This is a genomic window from Pseudomonas sp. RW3S2 (assembly GCF_014268955.1).
Lineage (GTDB): Bacteria > Pseudomonadota > Gammaproteobacteria > Pseudomonadales > Pseudomonadaceae > Aquipseudomonas > Aquipseudomonas wayambapalatensis.
On record NZ_JABWRM010000005.1, the window covers coordinates 49,279 to 67,360 of the forward strand.

Genomic DNA, 18,082 nt, shown 5'->3' on the forward strand with positions numbered 1-18,082 from the left:
GCCATGGCCGGGCTGATTCCCCAGAGTTTCATCGACGACCTCCTCAACCGCACCGACATTGTCGACGTGGTGAGTTCGCGCATCCAACTGAAGAAGACCGGCAAGAACCACTCGGCCTGCTGCCCGTTCCACAAGGAAAAGACGCCGTCCTTCACCGTCAGCCCCGACAAGCAGTTCTACTACTGCTTCGGCTGTGGCGCCGGGGGCAACGCCCTGGGCTTCATCATGGACCACGACAACCTGGACTTCCCCCAGGCGGTCGAGGAACTGGCCCGCGCCGCAGGCATGGAAGTGCCGCGCGAAGAGGGACGACGCGGACAAAAGCCGCGCCAGCCCACTGATTCGCCGCTGTACCCGCTGCTCGAAGCGGCTGCAGAGTTCTATCGCCAGGCGCTGCGCAACCATCCGACACGCAAGGCAGCGGTCGAGTACCTGAAGGGCCGCGGCCTGTCTGGCGAAATTGCCCGTGATTTCGGCCTGGGTTTCGCCCCGCCGGGCTGGGACAACCTGTTCAAGCACCTTGGCGCCGACACCCTGCAACAGAAGGTGATGATCGACGCCGGCCTGCTGATCGAGAACGCCGAGACCGGCAAGCGCTACGATCGCTTCCGCGATCGGGTCATGTTCCCGATCCGCGACAGTCGAGGCCGGGTGATCGCCTTCGGCGGGCGCGTGCTGGGCGATGACAAGCCCAAGTACCTGAACTCCCCGGAAACCCCGGTGTTCCACAAGGGCCAGGAACTGTACGGGCTGTTCGAGGCACGCAAGCACAACCGCAACCTCGACGAAATCATCGTGGTCGAGGGCTACATGGATGTGATCGCCCTCGCCCAGCAAGGCCTGCGCAACGCCGTGGCCACCCTTGGCACCGCGACCAGCGAAGAGCACCTCAAACGCCTGTTCCGCGTGGTGCCCAACGTGCTGTTCTGCTTCGACGGCGACCAGGCCGGGCGCAAGGCGGCCTGGCGCGCACTGGAGGCCACCCTGGCGAACCTGCAGGATGGCAGGCGTGCGCGCTTCCTGTTCCTGCCCGAAGGGGAAGATCCGGATACGCTGGTCCGCGCCGAAGGCACCGACGCCTTCCAGGCCCGCATCCATCAGCACGCCCAGCCGCTCGCCGACTATTTCTTCGAGCAACTGGCCAGCGAAGCCGACCCACGCTCGCTGGAAGGCAAGGCCCACATGGCGACCCTGGCTGCACCGTTGATCGAAAAGATTCCGGGCGCCAATCTGCGTCAGTTAATGCGCAATCGCTTGAAGGAAATTACTGGTCTTGATGTCCAACAAATGGAGCAGTTGGCGCAGAATACGCCCGCACCCAGCGTACCGGACTATGATCCAGGCTATGACTACGATGCCATGGCCAGCTACACGCCGGACTTCAGTGAACAGCATTACGACTACGCCCCCACCCAGCAGGAGCAGCACCCCTGGACACCCAACAAGGGGGGTGGCAAGAAGCCCTGGGATGGCAATGGCAAGCCTTGGGACAAGAACCGCAAGGGCGGCAAGGGCTGGCAGCGCGACGAAGCGCCTCCACGCACACCGGCACCGGTCGAACCCCCGGCGCTCGCGGCCTTGCGCACATTGCTGCACCATCCGCTGCTGGCCGGAAAGGTCGAGGACGCGAGCCATTTCGCCGACGAAGAACATCTTTACAGCCAGTTGCTGGTGGCCCTGATCGAAGCCGTGCAGAAGAATCCTGGGCTAAGCTCCATGCAGCTGATCGCACGCTGGCACGGCACCGAACAGGGGCGTCTGTTGCGGGCGCTGGCAGAGAAGGAATGGCTGATCGATGCCGATAACCTTGAACAACAGTTTTTCGACACCATAACTAGCTTGTCAGCCCGCCAGCGCGAGCGAAGCTTGGAACATCTGCTCAGGAAAGCACGTCAAAGTGAGTTGAGCACCGAGGAAAAATCCCAGTTGCTCGCCCTGCTCAGCAGGAATGTTCCCGCACAAACCCCGACCTCATCTGGCGCGTGAGGTCCATGCTCGGGTATAATCCTCGGCTTGTTTTTTGCCCGCCAAGACCTTCAGTGGATAGGGTGTTATGTCCGGAAAAGCGCAACAGCAATCTCGTATCAAAGAGTTGATCACCCGCGGTCGTGAGCAGGGCTACCTGACTTACGCGGAGGTCAACGACCACCTGCCTGAGGATATTTCAGATCCGGAACAGGTGGAAGACATCATCCGCATGATCAACGACATGGGGATCAACGTATTCGAGAGTGCTCCGGATGCGGATGCCCTGTTGTTGGCGGAAGCCGACACCGACGAAGCCGCAGCCGAAGAAGCCGCCGCAGCGTTGGCGGCCGTTGAAACCGATATCGGCCGCACGACCGACCCGGTACGCATGTACATGCGTGAAATGGGTACCGTCGAGCTCCTGACCCGCGAAGGCGAGATCGAAATCGCCAAGCGCATCGAGGAAGGTATCCGCGAAGTCATGGGCGCCATCGCTCACTTCCCGGGCACCGTCGATCACATTCTCGGCGAGTACGACCGTGTAACGACCGAAGGCGGCCGTCTGTCGGACGTTCTCAGCGGCTACATCGACCCTGACGACAATATCGCCGCGCCTACCGAAGAAGTACCGATCCCAGGCGCCAAGACTGCAGCGGCGAAGGAAGAGTCGGAGGACGAAGAAGAAGGCGACGAAAACAGCGACGACAGCGAGGAAGAGGGCGAAAGCGGCCCCGATCCAGAAGTTGCCCGTCAGCGTTTCGGCGCCGTCTCCGATCAGCTCCAGGCCACCAACAAGGTCTTGAAGAAGCATGGTCGCAGTGGCAAGGAAAGCGTTGCGGCGCTCCAGGCCCTGGCCGATCTGTTCATGCCGATCAAGCTGGTGCCCAAGCAGTTCGACGTGCTCGTCGAGCGTGTCCGCGGTGCCCTTGACCGCCTGCGTCAGCAGGAGCGCGCGATCATGCAACTGTGCGTGCGTGATGCCCGCATGCCGCGTGCCGACTTCCTGCGCCTGTTCCCGAGCAACGAGACCGACCAGACCTGGAGCGGTGACCTCGCCAAGCGCAGCACCAAGTGGGCCGCCGCCCTGGGTGAGAAGGACGCCGCGATCGTCGCCTGCCAGCAGAAGCTGATCGACCTTGAGACCGAGACCGGCCTGACCGTCGCGGAAATCAAAGAGATCAACCGTCGCATGTCGATCGGCGAGGCGAAAGCCCGTCGCGCCAAGAAAGAAATGGTCGAGGCGAACCTGCGTCTGGTGATCTCCATCGCCAAGAAGTACACCAACCGCGGCCTGCAGTTCCTCGACCTGATCCAGGAAGGCAACATCGGCCTGATGAAGGCGGTGGACAAGTTCGAATACCGTCGTGGCTACAAGTTCTCGACCTACGCCACCTGGTGGATCCGCCAGGCGATCACCCGTTCGATCGCCGACCAGGCGCGCACCATCCGGATTCCGGTGCACATGATCGAGACGATCAACAAGCTCAACCGTATTTCCCGGCAGATGCTGCAGGAAATGGGTCGCGAACCGACCCCGGAAGAGCTGGGTGAGCGCATGGAAATGCCTGAGGACAAGATCCGCAAGGTATTGAAGATCGCCAAAGAGCCGATCTCCATGGAAACCCCGATCGGCGACGACGAAGATTCGCATCTGGGCGACTTCATCGAGGACTCCACCATGCAGTCCCCGATCGACGTGGCCACGGTCGAAAGCCTCAAGGAAGCCACCCGTGACGTGCTCTCGGGCCTGACCGCACGCGAAGCCAAGGTGCTGCGCATGCGTTTCGGTATCGACATGAACACCGACCACACACTTGAAGAAGTCGGCAAACAGTTCGACGTGACCCGCGAGCGGATCCGTCAGATTGAAGCCAAGGCGTTGCGCAAGCTGCGCCACCCGACGCGAAGCGAGCATCTGCGCTCCTTCCTCGACGAGTGATGACGAACCCCGGCCCAGGCCGGGGTTTTTCATGGGCGACAAAAAGCAGCAGGCAATCTGCCGCATTCACCGGCACTCTTCACCCGCGTCCGTCTACACTCGAATCAGCCCCCTGATAGAGAGAGGTCGCCATGCCCTTGATGCCGGCACTTCTGCTGCTGCTCTTGATGATCTGGAACACAGCGGCCGGCGCCCTGACCCTGACGGACGAAGAACAAGCCTGGCTCAACGCCCATCCGCAGCTGCGCCTGGGCGTGGATGCGTCTTGGCCGCCATTCGAATTTCGCGACCAGGAAGGTCGCTATCAGGGATTGGCCGCCGACTACATTGCCCTGATCCAGCAACGCCTGGGCGTCACGCTGCAGCCGGTCGAGCCCAGCAATTGGTCGCAAGTACTTGAGCAAGCACGACAGAACCGTATCGACCTGCTTCCAGGCATCATGTCGACGCCCGAACGCCAATCCTACCTGGCCTTCACCCGCCCCTACCTCGATTTCCCCATCGTCATCCTCGCCCACGAGGGCGGCCCTCAGCCACGCACCCTCAAAGACCTGTACGGCCTGAAAATCGCGGTCGTGGAAAACTACGCTCCCCATGAGTTGCTGCGTACCCACCACCCGGATCTCAATCTGGTGGCCTTGCCCAATGTGAGTTCAGCCCTGCAGGCGTTGGCTACCGACGAAGTGGATGCGGTGGTTGGCGACCTTGCATCGAGCATCTGGAGCCTACGCCAGCTCAAGCTCGATGGCCTGTACGTCAGTGGCGAGACGCCCTACCGCTATCAGTTGGCCATGGCCGCCCCACGAGAACAGAAAATCCTCATCGGCATTCTCGACAAAGTCATGGCCGACCTGAGCAGTACCGAAATCAGTGACATTCAGGAGCGCTGGGTTGGCAACGTCGTCGATCAACGGAGCTTATGGCGCGACCTAGTGATTTATGGCCTGCCGACATTGGCCGTTGTGCTGCTGATCCTCGCCGCCATGGTGCGCATCAATCGCCGCCTCAGCTCGGAGATTTCGCGGCGGATCGCTCTGGAGCAAGAGCTACGCAGCAGCGAATACCACTACCGCAGCCTGATCGAGAGCCTTTCGGCCATCGCCTGGGAGGCCGACGCCAACGACTTCACCTACAGCTACGTCTCCCCGCATGCCGAGGGCCTGCTCGGCTATCCGCTGCGGGAATGGCTCAAACCCGGCTTCTGGCGCGGCATCCTGCACCCCGAAGACGCCCTCTGGGCCCAGGCCTACTGCGATGCCGAAACCGCCGCCGGGCGCGACCACAGCCTCGACTATCGCGTGGTGCGTGCCGACGGGCACATCCTCTGGGTACGCAATATCGTCAGCATGATCGAGCAAGGCCACAAGCCGCTGATGCGCGGCCTGATGATCGACATCAGCGAAACCAAACGTACCGAGGATGCCCTGCGCCTATCCGAACAGAAGTTCGCCTCGGTGTTTGAGCAATGCCCCGATATCCTGCTCATCGCCCGCCACAGCGACGGCTGCCTGCTGGAGGTCAACAAAGCATTCGAAGAGCAGATCGGCCTGAGCCCAGCCCAGGTCATAGGCCGCACCGCCACAGAACTGGACCTGTGGGGCGTTGCGGGCTCCGGCCCGACGATCCTTGAGCGCATGCAACTGGGCGGCATCCGCAATCTGGAAATGAGCTTCCGGCGCAGCAACGGCGAGTTATTCACAGGCCTCACCTCCGCTGAAAGCTTCGACCTGGACGGCACACCGGCGCTGGTGGTTGCCGTGCGCGACATCAGCCAGCTCAAGGAAACCCAGCAACAGTTGCAGACTTCCGAAGAGAAGTTCGCCAAGGCCTTCCACGCATCGCCCGACGGCTTGCTGCTGTCGCGCCAGAGCGATGGCCTGCTGCTGGAAGCCAACGAAGGTTTCTGCCGCCTGACCGGCTACGACATCAACCCGAATCTTGGCCACAACAGCCTCGACCTGGGCATCTGGGCCGACCTCAACGAACGTGATCGGCTGATCGAACTGCTCAAGCGCGATGGTTTTGCGCGCGATTTCAGTTGCCATATCCGCCGTAGCGACGGCCAGATCCGCCTGTGTGAAATGTCCGCTCGGCCACTGCCGATCGGCGGCATCGACTGCATGCTGACCATTACCCGCGACATCACCGAGCGCCACATGATGCAGGAAAAACTGCAACTGGCCGCCACGGTCTTCGAGAACACCGCCGAGGGCGTGCTGATCACCGATACCGAACAGCGCATCAGCGCGGTCAACCGCGCCTTCAGCGAGATCACCGGCTACAGCGAGCTCGAAGCCCTTGGCCAGACCCCGCGTCTGCTCGCCTCCGGTCAACACGACAGCGCCTTCTACGTCGCCATGTGGCATCAGCTCACCGCCGAAGGCCATTGGCAGGGCGAGATCTGCAACCGACGCAAGAATGGCGAGTTCTACCCTAGTTGGCTGACCATCAGCGCCGTACGCAACAGTGAGCACGAGACCACCCATTTCGTCGCCGTGTTCGCCGACATCTCCAGCCTCAAGCACGCCCAGGCCAAGCTCGACTACCAGGCGCACCACGACCCGCTCACCGGCCTGCCCAACCGCACCCTGTTCGAGAGCCGCCTGCAGGCTGCCCTCACCTGCGCCCAGGCCTCCAGCCGCCAGGGCGCAGTGCTGTTCCTCGACCTCGACCGCTTCAAGCACATCAACGACAGCCTCGGCCACCCGGTCGGCGACCTCTTGCTAAAGAGCATCGCCCAACGCCTGAAAGAACAGGTTCGCGATGTCGACACCGTCGCCCGCCTGGGCGGCGACGAATTCATCATCCTGTTGCCCGGCCTGCATCGCCCAAGCGACGCCAGCGCCATCGCCAACAAGCTACTGGCGTGTTTCCACGCCCCGGTTCAGGCCGGCGAGCACGAGTTCTTCACCAGTGCCAGCATCGGTATCAGCCTGTACCCGCAGGACGGCACCGACGTCGCCACACTGATCCGCAACGCCGACGCCGCCATGTACCGCTCCAAGGCCAAGGGCCGCAACCGCGTCGAAAGCTACACCCTCGACCTCACTGCCCAGGCCAGCGAGCGTATTTTCCTCGAGCATGAACTGCGCCGCGCCATCGAACGCAACGAACTGAGTCTGTACTACCAACCCAAGTTCAGCCTCAAGACCCAGGGGTTGGTCGGTGCCGAGGCGCTGATCCGCTGGAACCACCCGACCTTCGGCGAGGTGCCGCCGGAGCAGTTCATTCACCTGGCCGAAGAGAACGGCAGCATCCTCCAGCTCGGCGACTGGGTGCTGGAGCAGGCCTGCCAGCAGATGCACACCTGGAAACGCACCTACCAGGCGTTCGGCCCGCTGTCGATCAACCTCGCAGGTGCTCAATTGCGCCAGCCCAGCCTGACCCGGCGGATCGAGCACCTGCTCAAGACCTTCCACCTCAAGGCCGGCGACCTGCAGCTGGAAATCACCGAGAACTTCATCATGAGCCAGGCCGAAGAAGCCCTGGCCATCCTGCACCAGCTCAAGCACCTCGGTGTGCAACTGGCGATCGACGACTTCGGCACCGGCTACTCCTCGCTGAGCTACCTGAAGCGCCTGCCGCTGGACATCCTCAAGATCGACCAGTCGTTCATCCGCGGCCTGCCCGACGACCCCAACGACGCCGCCATCGCCCGCGCCATCATTGCCCTGGGCCGCAGCATGCAGTTGACCATCATCGCCGAAGGCGTGGAGAACCAGGCCCAGCAACGCTTCCTCGCCGCAGAAGGATGCGAACAGATCCAGGGCTACATCGTCAGCCTGCCCCTGCCCGCCGACGAATTCGCCGCCACCTTTCTTCGTATAGCACTGTCGGATCTTTCAGATGGCACCCTTAGCAAACCCTCGTTATAATCCGGCCGACCTCTGGGGCCTATAGCTCAGTTGGTTAGAGCAGAGGACTCATAATCCTTTGGTCCACGGTTCGAGTCCGTGTGGGCCCACCATACTCAAAGCCGCGCATTGCGCGGCTTTCGTGTTTGTGGCGGAACCACCTCAGATACAGTCCTATGGTCTAAAGGTACAAATTAGGTACAGTGCGGCTTCGCTTGCACGCCTTTGGAGTCCTTCAGATGGCTACAATCGTCAAAACCCCTGCCGGCACCTGGAAGGCCGTTATCCGCAAGACCGGATGGCCAACCAACGCCAAAACCTTCCGCACTAAACGCGACGCTGAGGATTGGTCACGACGCACCGAAGACGAGATGGTGCGCGGTGTGTACATCCAGCGCAGCGGCTCCGAGCGCATGACGCTTGAAATAGCGCTCAAGCGCTACCTGACCGACATTACACCTACAAAGAAGCCTACGACTCAACGCGGTGAGATCTCCAAGGCTAAAAAGCTAACGGAGCATCTGGGCAGGTATTCTCTCGCAGCCCTTTCCGCTGAAACCATTGCCAACTATCGCGACAAGCGCCTCAACGAGCCAGGCCGCGCAGGCACGACCAGTAATAACACCGTGCGCCTGGAGCTGGCCCTGCTAAGCCACGTTTTCACGGTCGCTATCCAAGAGTGGGGGCTGGGCCTGACGTTTAACCCCGTGTTGAATATATGCAAGCCAAGCCCCGGGGAGGGTCGCAATCGTAGACTCTCGCCGGATGAGGAACGGCGGCTGTTCGCAGAGGTGAATCGGCATAGCAATCCAATGCTTGGGTGGATCGTTGGCATCGCTCTGGAAACTGGTATGCGCTCAGGTGAAATCGCGTCGCTACGCAGACCTCAGGTGGATACAGAGCGACGCATCGTAAGACTCGTTGACACGAAAAATGATGGTCAAAGAACTGTGCCACTGAGCAAGCGAGCAACTGCGCTTTTCAAAGCCGCGATGATGAATCCCGCTCGCCCTAGCGATTGCAACCTGGTTTTTTTTGGTGAACCTGGGAAGGACGGGAAACGTCGCCCCTACGCGTTCACAAAAATCTGGGGGCTACTGGTCAAGAAGCTACAGCTATCCGACTTCAGATTTCACGACTTGAGACATGAGGCGGTAAGCCGCCTTGTGGAGGGCGGTCTCTCCGATCAAGAGGTATCGAGCATCAGCGGCCACAAATCAATGCAAATGTTGAAGAGATATACGCACTTACGCTCCGAGGATCTAGTTGCCCGACTAGATAGCATATCAAAAAGAAAGAAAAGTTTAGCTAAAACCCAAAAGGTAGTTTAGCCAAAGTCCTCAGCTCTTTTATCGCGACTCGCAAGCTGAACATAAATTTTAGCCGCTAAAAAACCACAACTCTGGGAAAAGTTTAACTAAATAATCAGCAGGCACTATAGCTAAACTTTTTCACTGTCAAGTTCAGCTTGAAAAAATACTTTTAAAAATTGCGTTAGGTGTCATAGGATATCCGAAATTAAGCGGAGGACACCTAACATGACCACGGAAGAATACATACGCGACTTATTCTCTGGGGCTCCACTTTTGTCCCTTGAGCAGCTTGCAGAGGTATTACATAGAAGCAAGGACGGCCTGAGAATTAGCCTGAGTGGCGACAATGAGGTATCGAGAAAATTTCTTCCTTGCAAGGTCAGAATTGGCAGAAGGATTTACTTTAGAACCGCTGATGTAGCCAAGGTTCTCGAGCAGGGCTGACGAAGATGTCTATATCCCTAATTGTAAAAAGGAAAGTATCAAGCCATTTCACAATTATCCCTAACGATGTAATAAATGACAAAAACCTAAGCTGGAAATCGTTAGGGCTATTGGTGAAATTGCTGTCCCTACCCTCAGGCTGTTCATACCTGACAATGGAATCACTATCCAAGAAAAATGGCACTGGTGCAGCCGCAACCAGGAGCGGACTGCATGAGCTTGAGACCGCTGGCTATTTGAGCATCGAGCGCACCCATGACTCCCGAGGTCGATTCGCAAAAACGGTGTGGCATATCTCTGACGAGCCGTCTGAGAGGGCCGATTCTGCACCATATTGCGAAAATCCAAAGATGGATAAGCCGAAGACGGATCAGCCGCATCCGGACAAACAAGCACATATAAATACTAAACAAACAATAAAACCAAAAAATAAAAAAACTACTACGTCGCTCGACTCAGCTCTGGAGGCCGGGGAGCCCCCGCTGCGGTTGGCGGCATTGGTCTCCGCGGAAACCAGGAGCCAGATTTTCAAGGCACTGGAGCTGGTTGCACCCGTGGACCAGCAGCGGATGCTGAACGAGCTCTCAGCTGCCATCAAAGCAGGATCGATCAAAACCACAGCGATCAGGTGGTTCCACGGAGTGATCAAGCGATATCGCGATGGCAGTTACAACTTCAAGGATCAGTCATCTGCATGGGAGCCAACGAGCGCCGATAACGCGCCTCCAAGGACCCCGACAGCAATTTCGAAAGAAAGCCCCTCAACTGTCAAGAACGAGAGTCGGTCTACCGTAGGAAAGGAATATTTAAAGAAGTTAAAGATAAACAGGTCTAGCCCTGGCTCATCACCAGTTCGGATTTTGACAGTTGAGGGGCCAGAGCCTAGCTCTGAGACATAGCCGTCCGGGAGGTTGAAATGAAGCCACTTAGTGTGCGGATCGCGGAACGAGTAGCTGCAACCTATCCGCCCTCAAGCCCTGCTACCAACTTGGCCCAGTTCATCCTGCTACGCGAGGATATTCTGCAAGCGATTGAAGGTGGTTGGTCTTTGTTAGGGATATGGACGACCTTGCATGATGAGGGATCTATCGACTTTGGCTATCAAGCGTTTCGTCGCTACGCCAAGCGATTGCTACCCGTACACTGCGGCGTTCAATAGCTATTGCACACCGTTGCTGAGCCGAACAATCGTTGCCCAGGCGTTCAATATTCGATCAATACCGTTGTTTCAGCGATCACCTCATAACTGAACGCTGTAGCAACCCTATTGTTTGCCCGAGATCACTGCTGACATTCATGCCAGCCATGCGAATATTCAGGGCAAGACAGGTGAAGTTAGCTAACCGACAAGTCGGCTATCTAATTTCACTCTCGCGTATTCGCGCCTTCGGCGCTCAATGCTGTCTTGCTCTGCGAGGCAGTCGCTGCCGCGACTCTGTGAACACCAAAGAGAGGTCAGACCATGAACCGCAATGAAGCTGAGAGAGATACACGTAAACATGGAAAGCATTTACGTGTGCCGGTATTACCGAGCGAGGAGCTAACCATTTAAGAGAGCGCATCCAAGGCGAGCCTGACGGTCGCTGAGTGCCTGCGGCGCCTGAGCCTCGGCTATGAGATTACAGGCACGCTCGACTCCCAGTACCTAGCGCAGACCGTAAAGATCAACGCTGACCAAGGCCGCCTTGGTGGGCTTCTGAAGCTATGGCTAACCGATGACGCCAAATTGACGGCCTGCAGTACTCCGCTAACACCAGCCATGGTATGAGCGCTGCTGAAACGCATTGGCGCCAATCAAGACGAAATGCTTTCTCTGGTCCAGGCAAGGGGTCTACCCCAGTTCCACAGATCGGCGCCGCGTAATATTGCGTAAGAGTGATACCTGAAAGTCACCCGCACGTCACTCAGGGGCTCAGACGTGGTTAGGTCCTAGCCGGGTGAGCTGCACGAGCTTGTGGCGGCAGTCTGGCAACGAGACTGCCAGCATGATTTTCAACCTGAACTGTACAAATATACAGCATAAGGAAATTGAATCGAATCTCTTTAGACATCTCCTTTAGGGACGGTTGCGATTCGGTATCATCGGGGATGCTGGTGGTGGTTCATGCCTCTACCTCTCAACGATCTGGGTCGGGCTCTCAGCATATGCGCTTCCCCTGCAAATTAGCCCCCCGCTCAGGCGGCTCGGCTCCTGTCCGCGGCTAAGTGTTCAAAAACTTGGCGATATGAGGCGAAAGGCGTTACGAATGGAATTTCTAAGCCCGAAGCTACCCCTGTCTGGGACAGCCCGTATCGAGCTCCATGAGTCTCAAGGGCGCCCTGGGAGGCTTCAACTTCCCACCCGCCGCATGCTCAAATACATACAGGCGATGTAATGACAGACCTGTTATTGGTTAGAATAGAGGGTCATGCGTGTGAACACCCTGAAGGGCAGCGTAAACTATACAACGCCGGACAATATTAAACATTATAGGACTCACCAATGGCTGTGATTCAAGAAGATCTTGCAGAGGAAGGAGTAGGTTCAGGAGTTGAGAGTGAGCCGGAAGAGGAACAGTTCCAGACCGGTGAGCCATTTGACCCCGCCTCGATATCCCTTTCGTCTAAAATTATTGCCCTAGACACAGTACTTAGACGAATTCGTAACCGAACCATCCAGCTAGCACCCGACTTCCAAAGGAATTTCGTGTGGGACATCAAGCGTAAAAGTCTGCTGATCGAGTCGATGATGTTGCGCATTCCCCTTCCGATGTTCTATGTATCGGAGGATAAAGATGGTCGCTGGGAAGTTGTTGACGGCCTCCAGCGTTTAAACACTATTAAAGATTTCATTCTTGGCGAGGATGATGACGGAAAAGGCTTCAAGCTAAAAGGCCTAGAGTTTTGGGGCGCCTCGTTTGACGGAAAAGACTTCTATACAATTGAAAATAAAATCAAAGCAGCACGAGTAATTAATAACATCATGGAAGCTGAGCTTTCATTCACAATTATCAATCCAGACACACCAGAAAAAGTAAAACGCAATATATTCAAACGAATCAACACTGGAGGCATGCGCCTTTCCAATCAAGAAATTCGGCACGCACTGTACCAAGGTGAGGCCTCCGATCTATTGAGAGATCTTGTCCAAGACCCGATATACAAAATGGTCTTAGGCAAAACTGTCAAAGACGACCGAATGGCCGGAAGAGAACTAGTACTTCGATTTGTATCGTTCTACTTGAGGAATAAATCTGAATTTACTGGCGACATGGATGAATTTCTCGCCGACACAATGAGGCATATTAACAAGGAATACACAATAGAGGTCAGAACACCTTATAATAGATCAAACTTAACTGAAGCATTCAGAAAAGCACTAACTAGGAGTCATGAGCTTTTTGGCGAACATGCATTCAGGAGATCCACAGGAGCCTCGAGAAAAACTCCTATAAATAAATCTTTATTTGAAGTATGGATGGTTTTGCTTGCACGATTAAAAACAAGCACTTATGAAAACATATTACAATCCAAAACAACATTCCTCAAAGAATATTATGAAACACTGAAGGACGACGACTTCTCAGAAGCCATTGGCAAATACGGCAGTGAACCGTCCGGAGTCAGGGACAGATACACAAAAATCATAAAGCTTCTAAGGGGATACCAAGATGCTTAGTCACCTAGCCATAAAAAACTTTAAATCCTTTGAATTCCAGCAGCTGGAGCTTGGAAACTTAACTGTTTTTACAGGATTGAACAACACAGGCAAGAGCACCGCCATCCAAGCACTGAGAATGTGCCTTTCAGAGCACACCGCCGGCGGCCCGTACATCAGCGGCCTTGGTGGTTACGCCGAACTTCGCTCTCGACAAGCTGGCACTACTGAAGAAATACAGGTAGGGGCGCTTACCGAGGACGGCAGAGAAATTTCGCTATCTATTTCAAAAAACTCCTTCGACCACATCGGCAAAGAACTGGCACCGCTGACACAGTTCATCTCAGCAGATAGGTTTGGTCCAAGAGTCGGATTGCCCGCTATTGGAGATGATATATCTTCACTCTCTATAGGCCAGAACGGTGAGTACTCTGCACACTTCGCAGCGCTTATGGAGGGATGCATTATTCCAGACGCCCTTAGGCATCCGGACGCGCAAGGGAATACTCTTAAAGCCCAACTTAATTGGTGGATGAGTGATATCGCACCAGGGGTACGACTAGACTATGGCGTTCAAGAAAAATTTGATATGTCCCACCTATCAGTGGACGGTTTCCGCCCTACAAACTCTGGTTACGGCATTAGTTATGCGCTTCCTTTAGTTCTCGGCCTGCTTACCATGCCTGCGAGCCTGGTAGACGACTCTGATCCACGGGTATCGCACTGGTTCCAGCGCATATCAGATACTGGAGCATGTCTAATTTTAGAAAATCCTGAAGCCCATTTACATCCTCGGGGCCAAACGGGTTTAGGCGTACTAGCCGCCATGGCCGCATTTTCCGGCGTCCAAGTTATTATAGAAACTCATAGCGATCACGTTCTCGATGGGATTAGGCTAGCGGCCAAAACAAAGCAGAATATCTTATCACATAAAATAAAAATCTATTTCTTTACAAAGAATTCATCCCAATCAACTATCGCCGAGCAGGTAACTCTCAGACCCGACGGAAAACTTGATCGTTGGCCGGATGGTTTCTTTGACCAACACGCAAAAAACCTTAGAGCATTAGTATCGGGGAAGGCCTGATGGATTTCTTCATGGATGAACAAGCTATCGCAAGCAGCCTAGCAAACTTACCAGCCAATATACAAGCATTCAAGGTTATCGCTGAAGCGCTGGATGAAATCACTTCTAACGAAGAGCTCAGCCTTCATTGCATTCATGATTACCACTCATATAACCACAACGGAGAAACATTCGCAGATCTCCTTTATGCCCATTATGCTGATGGCGATTATCGTGACGCCATCTTGATGTTTGACATCGCTGCTCAGAAGGCTTCTAGCCTGCAAAATGGACGACCACTGGAAGCAGGCAATATAGAATTGGCAAGAGCCAATATCGGGGGATGCATATCTACTGTAGACCATCGAACCATGGAATGGTGGCAGGAAGAAACTATGTGCCTAGTCAACAACTTGGCAAGTTTGACTTCCGCTACGCGTAGACTATTCATAAAAATGAGCCTGCTTACGGAGCAGCTTGCGAAGCTGAGCTCGATTATGTTTCCCAACGTTTATTTTCATGCGAACATTGACAGCTTGAAACGAATGGGCCTTTCGTATCGAGACCACAGCGAAACAATCATCGACCATCTATCTTACCTAAATGATCACGCCGCAATCGATTTCAACAATGACCTCCCGGCTCATATCATTCAGTTAGCAGCAAGTAAAGGAATAGATATTTCCCCTGAAAGCCCTAATACTCACGCCAATGCTCAAGCTATGAGCAGAAGAAAAATTGAGATCAACGGCACACCTTTAGTGTGCGAGTGGCACTCAAAAATAACTTACAATAAAGGCAGAATTCACTTTCATGCTCGACCAAGCACACATCATGAAAACATATTGAAGGTGAGCAAATCCAAAGTAATCGTTGGAATAATTGCAGAGCACTTACCAACGTAACATCTTGCTTTTCCATAAAAGCTTTGGAAAGCACTAGCTTCTTCGATGGGGAAGTGCTATGCGCTGCCCCTAGGCAAACTCCTAGCTATGGGCCTCTTCCTTTGATTTTTCAGAACATGGGCTGAATTGTCCAATTCTGGAGCAGACCTTAGTGCTGACGTGCAGCCTCCGACCTGCTAAGTTTTCAGCTTGCACAGTAGCTCAGATTTTGAATCCATCGGTGAAGCTTTGGCGCCTTTCTTTATCAGCAAATGCCCAAGCGGAGCGATGTGGTGTGGTATCTTGGCGTCCATTGATTCTGGGAGGTCCACCTATCCTAGGAATCAGTACAATCCCGGTACAGTGGCTAGCTTGACCTAGCTACTCCAAACTACGCTCAATGCCACGATATACAGGGCGTCTAGCTGTGCTACGCTTCGATTAGCTTTGGGTGCTTGTGTTAGCCATAATGGTTAGCCCAGCAACTCATAATCCTTTGGTCCACGGTTCGAGTCCGTGTGGGCCCACCATAAAAATCAAAGGCTTGCAGCGATCTGCAGGCCTTTTTTCTTTTCAGCTATTCAATTTTCCTCGTTCGTTCCCCGTTTTTGTGGTTTCTGATTGAAGTCACAGCACCTCTGCAGAGGAGGCGTGGTTTAGAAAACCAGCCGAACGCGCTGATAAACAGAAGCCTCAACCGACAGCATGCATGCGCTTCCAGCCATGAGTGTTATGTGGGTACAAACGAATCCCCGCCACACATGACCTAGCGGAGGTGACATGCCAAGGAAGCATCTCGCGTTTGTTGAGCATCATTACGAAACTGCAGACGAGTTGTGGCTCGCTGTGTCACCGACTTCAAAGCTCGGCCCTGGTGCAGAGGATCTAATCTATCGCGGCCAGTCTGATGCGCGCTGGCCGCTAGTGCCATCGATCTTGAGGCCTCGCCAGCATCCTCCAATATTCTCCAAGCCCGGGCTGGTAGATGCGACTGAGATGGTGTTCTACGAAATCATGATGCTCAACGAGTATGCCCGCCATTGCGATGCTATTGGGATAGCAGTACCCAATGACTCTCCAGGATTCAGGAGAGATGTAATCGAAGCCCAAACCGCAGACCGTTATTTCAAGAATCCCTCGCTTTGGCCTAATCCTGAAGTACTTGACCTGATGGCGATGGCTCAACATCATGGGGTTCCCACCAGGTTGTTGGACTGGACTACCAAGCCCTTCACTTCGCTTTATTTTGCAGCCAGCTCAGCTCTTGCCAACAATGACACGTGGATTCCAGAGCAACGCCTTGCTATTTGGGCAATCAATCGAGCTAAACTTGGGTTACACCCAAAAATAAAACTTCACACATCACCTGGTGTCATTAGCAAGCACTTGGCTGCCCAGGGAGGGCTTTTTACAGTACATCCCCACTCGGGATCACGACGCAGCGCGTTTGAAGTTCATGGTCTCGAGAGCTACTTCGAAGACCTCCCTCCTTCTCTGTTTAAGTTAACCCTACCGGTATTCGAAGCTGGTCGACTTCTAACTTTGTGCTGTCGAGCTGGCTTCAGCGGTGCTGAGATATACCCCACCCCCGATGGTGCTGGCAAGGCAGTTATCGATGGACTTAATATAGAAGGCGCCAGATATCGCTGGAACACTACTGAGGTTCTCGTGCGAATCTAGCGTTGCACTCCGACTAGACGAGTATCACACCCTAACTCTTCCACAGCCCAATCAACGGTGCCATTGCCATGACTCTGAGAGAAGCTCTTCCCACATGCGTTCAAGGTAGCGCAGCACCAATGTTTTCAGGTGATGGGCCGGCGGATCTGAAATGTCGATGCGGCCAAGTTCTCGTTAGCGGCTACCGCTCTCGCCAGCTGTCAGGAATCGCTCTTGAGTGCTTTCACTGCGGCGGCACTACACTCAGCGAATTGTGGCCCTCCGGCGAACCGCTGCCCCGAACCATCGTTACGCTCGGTAGGACGGGACGCTACCGACTAGCTAGCACCGTTGACATTCGCGGAAAGGCCGGTTTCACAACTGATCAGGAAATTGAGAGGATAGGGCGGGAGACCTCTCCGCGCCCACACTCAGATACTCCCTTAGAGCTATCTCACGAAGCTCTCTATGCTTTTGAGAATGAAATCGACGCCATCGCAAATGGCGCGCTAAAAAAAAGCATGGAATCCACCGCCCGAGCATTTAAGGGAGGTAACAAGCATTTCCTCAGTTCGCCGCTCGCATGGGCGCTCTGCCACCTGCATCGCTGTATCGACAAGGGCGAATTTGACTTGGATGACGAAGATAGCAGAGTCGCATTATCGTACATCCAGATATCCAAATACCTGATAAGCCGATGGCAGCATCATCCTCTATTTCATACAATGTCTAAAGCGTTAGTCTTGGAGTTTCCACATTGCATAACACAACTCCTAGCGGCCACATATCTAACAGAGCATGGCAATCCAATAGGCTTCAATGATCACGTCAAGTTTGATGGGCAGTCCCCTGACCTGTTTCTTAATGCCAACGTTTTCGAGACTATTTCCATTGAAATAAAGGCCCCTCAAGACCTCCAGTGGCCCAATGCGGTGCCTAGTGTAGCTAGCCTAGAAAAGATAATTTGCAAGCAAATTCAGAAAGCTAGCTCGCAACTCACCGGAGAGCTGGGAGGCGTGATAGTGATAGGCGCAGCTTGGGCGAAGCTCGAGGGAGAGGAGCATTTTGCTAAGGCTCTTGCAAATTTAAACGAGCGCAGGAAAATCTCAACAAAGGTAGCTGGAGTGGTCGCAGTTTGCATTAGACTTATGGGTGATTACTACTGGTCGCCCACACTGCCTATGAGAACCTCTATATCTAGCAATATATTTACACAAATTAATTTGCGCTTCGCCGGGGATCAGTTTTTAAGGAGATGAATTCGGTAATAAAATGAACATAAGAGTGTCCTCAGTTTTGAGGACACTCTCTACATACC

General features: G+C 54.8%; 11 protein-coding genes and 1 tRNA gene. All 12 read left to right on the forward strand.

The genetic code is table 11. The features are described from left to right. Nucleotides 1–3 precede the first annotated feature (3 nt). The 12 genes from dnaG to HU748_RS08920 all read left to right on the forward strand — a co-directional run bounded on the left by dnaG (nt 4) and on the right by HU748_RS08920 (nt 18,023). Nucleotides 4–1,986: a DNA primase gene (dnaG, locus tag HU748_RS08865; protein ID WP_186720109.1), complete on the forward strand. Its 1,983-nt coding sequence runs from the start codon at nt 4–6 to the stop codon at nt 1,984–1,986. A gap of 67 nt (nt 1,987–2,053) precedes the next feature. After that, entirely contained in the window at nt 2,054–3,907 is a 1,854-nt protein-coding gene (rpoD, locus tag HU748_RS08870; protein WP_054892208.1) for an RNA polymerase sigma factor RpoD, read from the forward strand. A 131-nt stretch (nt 3,908–4,038) separates the two neighbouring features. Then, nucleotides 4,039–7,782 (forward strand): bifunctional diguanylate cyclase/phosphodiesterase, encoded by a 3,744-nt coding sequence (locus HU748_RS08875; protein WP_186720110.1) that lies wholly within the window; start codon nt 4,039–4,041, stop codon nt 7,780–7,782. Between the two features lie 15 nt (nt 7,783–7,797). Then, nucleotides 7,798–7,874: transfer RNA gene (locus tag HU748_RS08880), tRNA-Ile, on the forward strand. A gap of 126 nt (nt 7,875–8,000) precedes the next feature. Further along, nucleotides 8,001–9,092, forward strand: coding sequence for a site-specific integrase (locus HU748_RS08885; RefSeq protein WP_186720111.1), 1,092 nt, complete (start codon nt 8,001–8,003; stop codon nt 9,090–9,092). A gap of 207 nt (nt 9,093–9,299) precedes the next feature. Continuing rightward, nucleotides 9,300–9,518 carry a hypothetical protein gene (locus HU748_RS26400; protein WP_028633554.1) on the forward strand — a complete coding sequence of 73 codons (219 nt, stop codon included), beginning with the start codon at nt 9,300–9,302 and terminating at the stop codon, nt 9,516–9,518. Nucleotides 9,519–9,523: 5 nt separating this feature from the next. Beyond that, nucleotides 9,524–10,417, forward strand: coding sequence for a helix-turn-helix domain-containing protein (locus HU748_RS08890; RefSeq protein ID WP_186720112.1), 894 nt, complete (start codon nt 9,524–9,526; stop codon nt 10,415–10,417). A 1,583-nt stretch (nt 10,418–12,000) separates the two neighbouring features. Next, nucleotides 12,001–13,176 carry a DUF262 domain-containing protein gene (locus tag HU748_RS08900; protein ID WP_186720114.1) on the forward strand — a complete coding sequence of 392 codons (1,176 nt, stop codon included), beginning with the start codon at nt 12,001–12,003 and terminating at the stop codon, nt 13,174–13,176. Further along, on the forward strand, nt 13,169–14,242 hold the full coding sequence (locus tag HU748_RS08905; protein WP_186720116.1) for a DUF3696 domain-containing protein: 1,074 nt from the start codon (nt 13,169–13,171) through the stop codon (nt 14,240–14,242). The genes HU748_RS08900 and HU748_RS08905 overlap by 8 nt, the downstream gene beginning before the upstream one ends. Nucleotides 14,243–14,253: 11 nt before the next feature. Next, nucleotides 14,254–15,126, forward strand: coding sequence for a hypothetical protein (locus tag HU748_RS08910; RefSeq protein WP_186720118.1), 873 nt, complete (start codon nt 14,254–14,256; stop codon nt 15,124–15,126). Nucleotides 15,127–15,885: 759 nt separating this feature from the next. Further along, nucleotides 15,886–16,785 carry an FRG domain-containing protein gene (locus HU748_RS08915; protein ID WP_186720120.1) on the forward strand — a complete coding sequence of 300 codons (900 nt, stop codon included), beginning with the start codon at nt 15,886–15,888 and terminating at the stop codon, nt 16,783–16,785. A gap of 68 nt (nt 16,786–16,853) precedes the next feature. Further along, nucleotides 16,854–18,023 (forward strand): hypothetical protein, encoded by a 1,170-nt coding sequence (locus HU748_RS08920; protein ID WP_186720121.1) that lies wholly within the window; start codon nt 16,854–16,856, stop codon nt 18,021–18,023. Nucleotides 18,024–18,082: the final 59 nt, after the last annotated feature.

Excerpts from the sequence above, each read along its gene's own strand:
- HU748_RS08910 (WP_186720118.1), top strand. The coding sequence starts at position 14,254 with ATGGATGAACAAGCTATCGCAAGCAGCCTAGCAAACTTACCAGCCAAT.
- HU748_RS08875 (WP_186720110.1), top strand. The coding sequence starts at position 4,039 with ATGCCCTTGATGCCGGCACTTCTGCTGCTGCTCTTGATGATCTGGAAC.
- HU748_RS08920 (WP_186720121.1), top strand. The coding sequence starts at position 16,854 with ATGACTCTGAGAGAAGCTCTTCCCACATGCGTTCAAGGTAGCGCAGCA.
- HU748_RS08905 (WP_186720116.1), top strand. The coding sequence starts at position 13,169 with ATGCTTAGTCACCTAGCCATAAAAAACTTTAAATCCTTTGAATTCCAG.
- HU748_RS08885 (WP_186720111.1), top strand. The coding sequence starts at position 8,001 with ATGGCTACAATCGTCAAAACCCCTGCCGGCACCTGGAAGGCCGTTATC.
- dnaG (WP_186720109.1), top strand. The coding sequence starts at position 4 with ATGGCCGGGCTGATTCCCCAGAGTTTCATCGACGACCTCCTCAACCGC.
- HU748_RS26400 (WP_028633554.1), top strand. The coding sequence starts at position 9,300 with ATGACCACGGAAGAATACATACGCGACTTATTCTCTGGGGCTCCACTT.
- HU748_RS08890 (WP_186720112.1), top strand. The coding sequence starts at position 9,524 with ATGTCTATATCCCTAATTGTAAAAAGGAAAGTATCAAGCCATTTCACA.
- rpoD (WP_054892208.1), top strand. The coding sequence starts at position 2,054 with ATGTCCGGAAAAGCGCAACAGCAATCTCGTATCAAAGAGTTGATCACC.
- HU748_RS08900 (WP_186720114.1), top strand. The coding sequence starts at position 12,001 with ATGGCTGTGATTCAAGAAGATCTTGCAGAGGAAGGAGTAGGTTCAGGA.
- HU748_RS08915 (WP_186720120.1), top strand. The coding sequence starts at position 15,886 with ATGCCAAGGAAGCATCTCGCGTTTGTTGAGCATCATTACGAAACTGCA.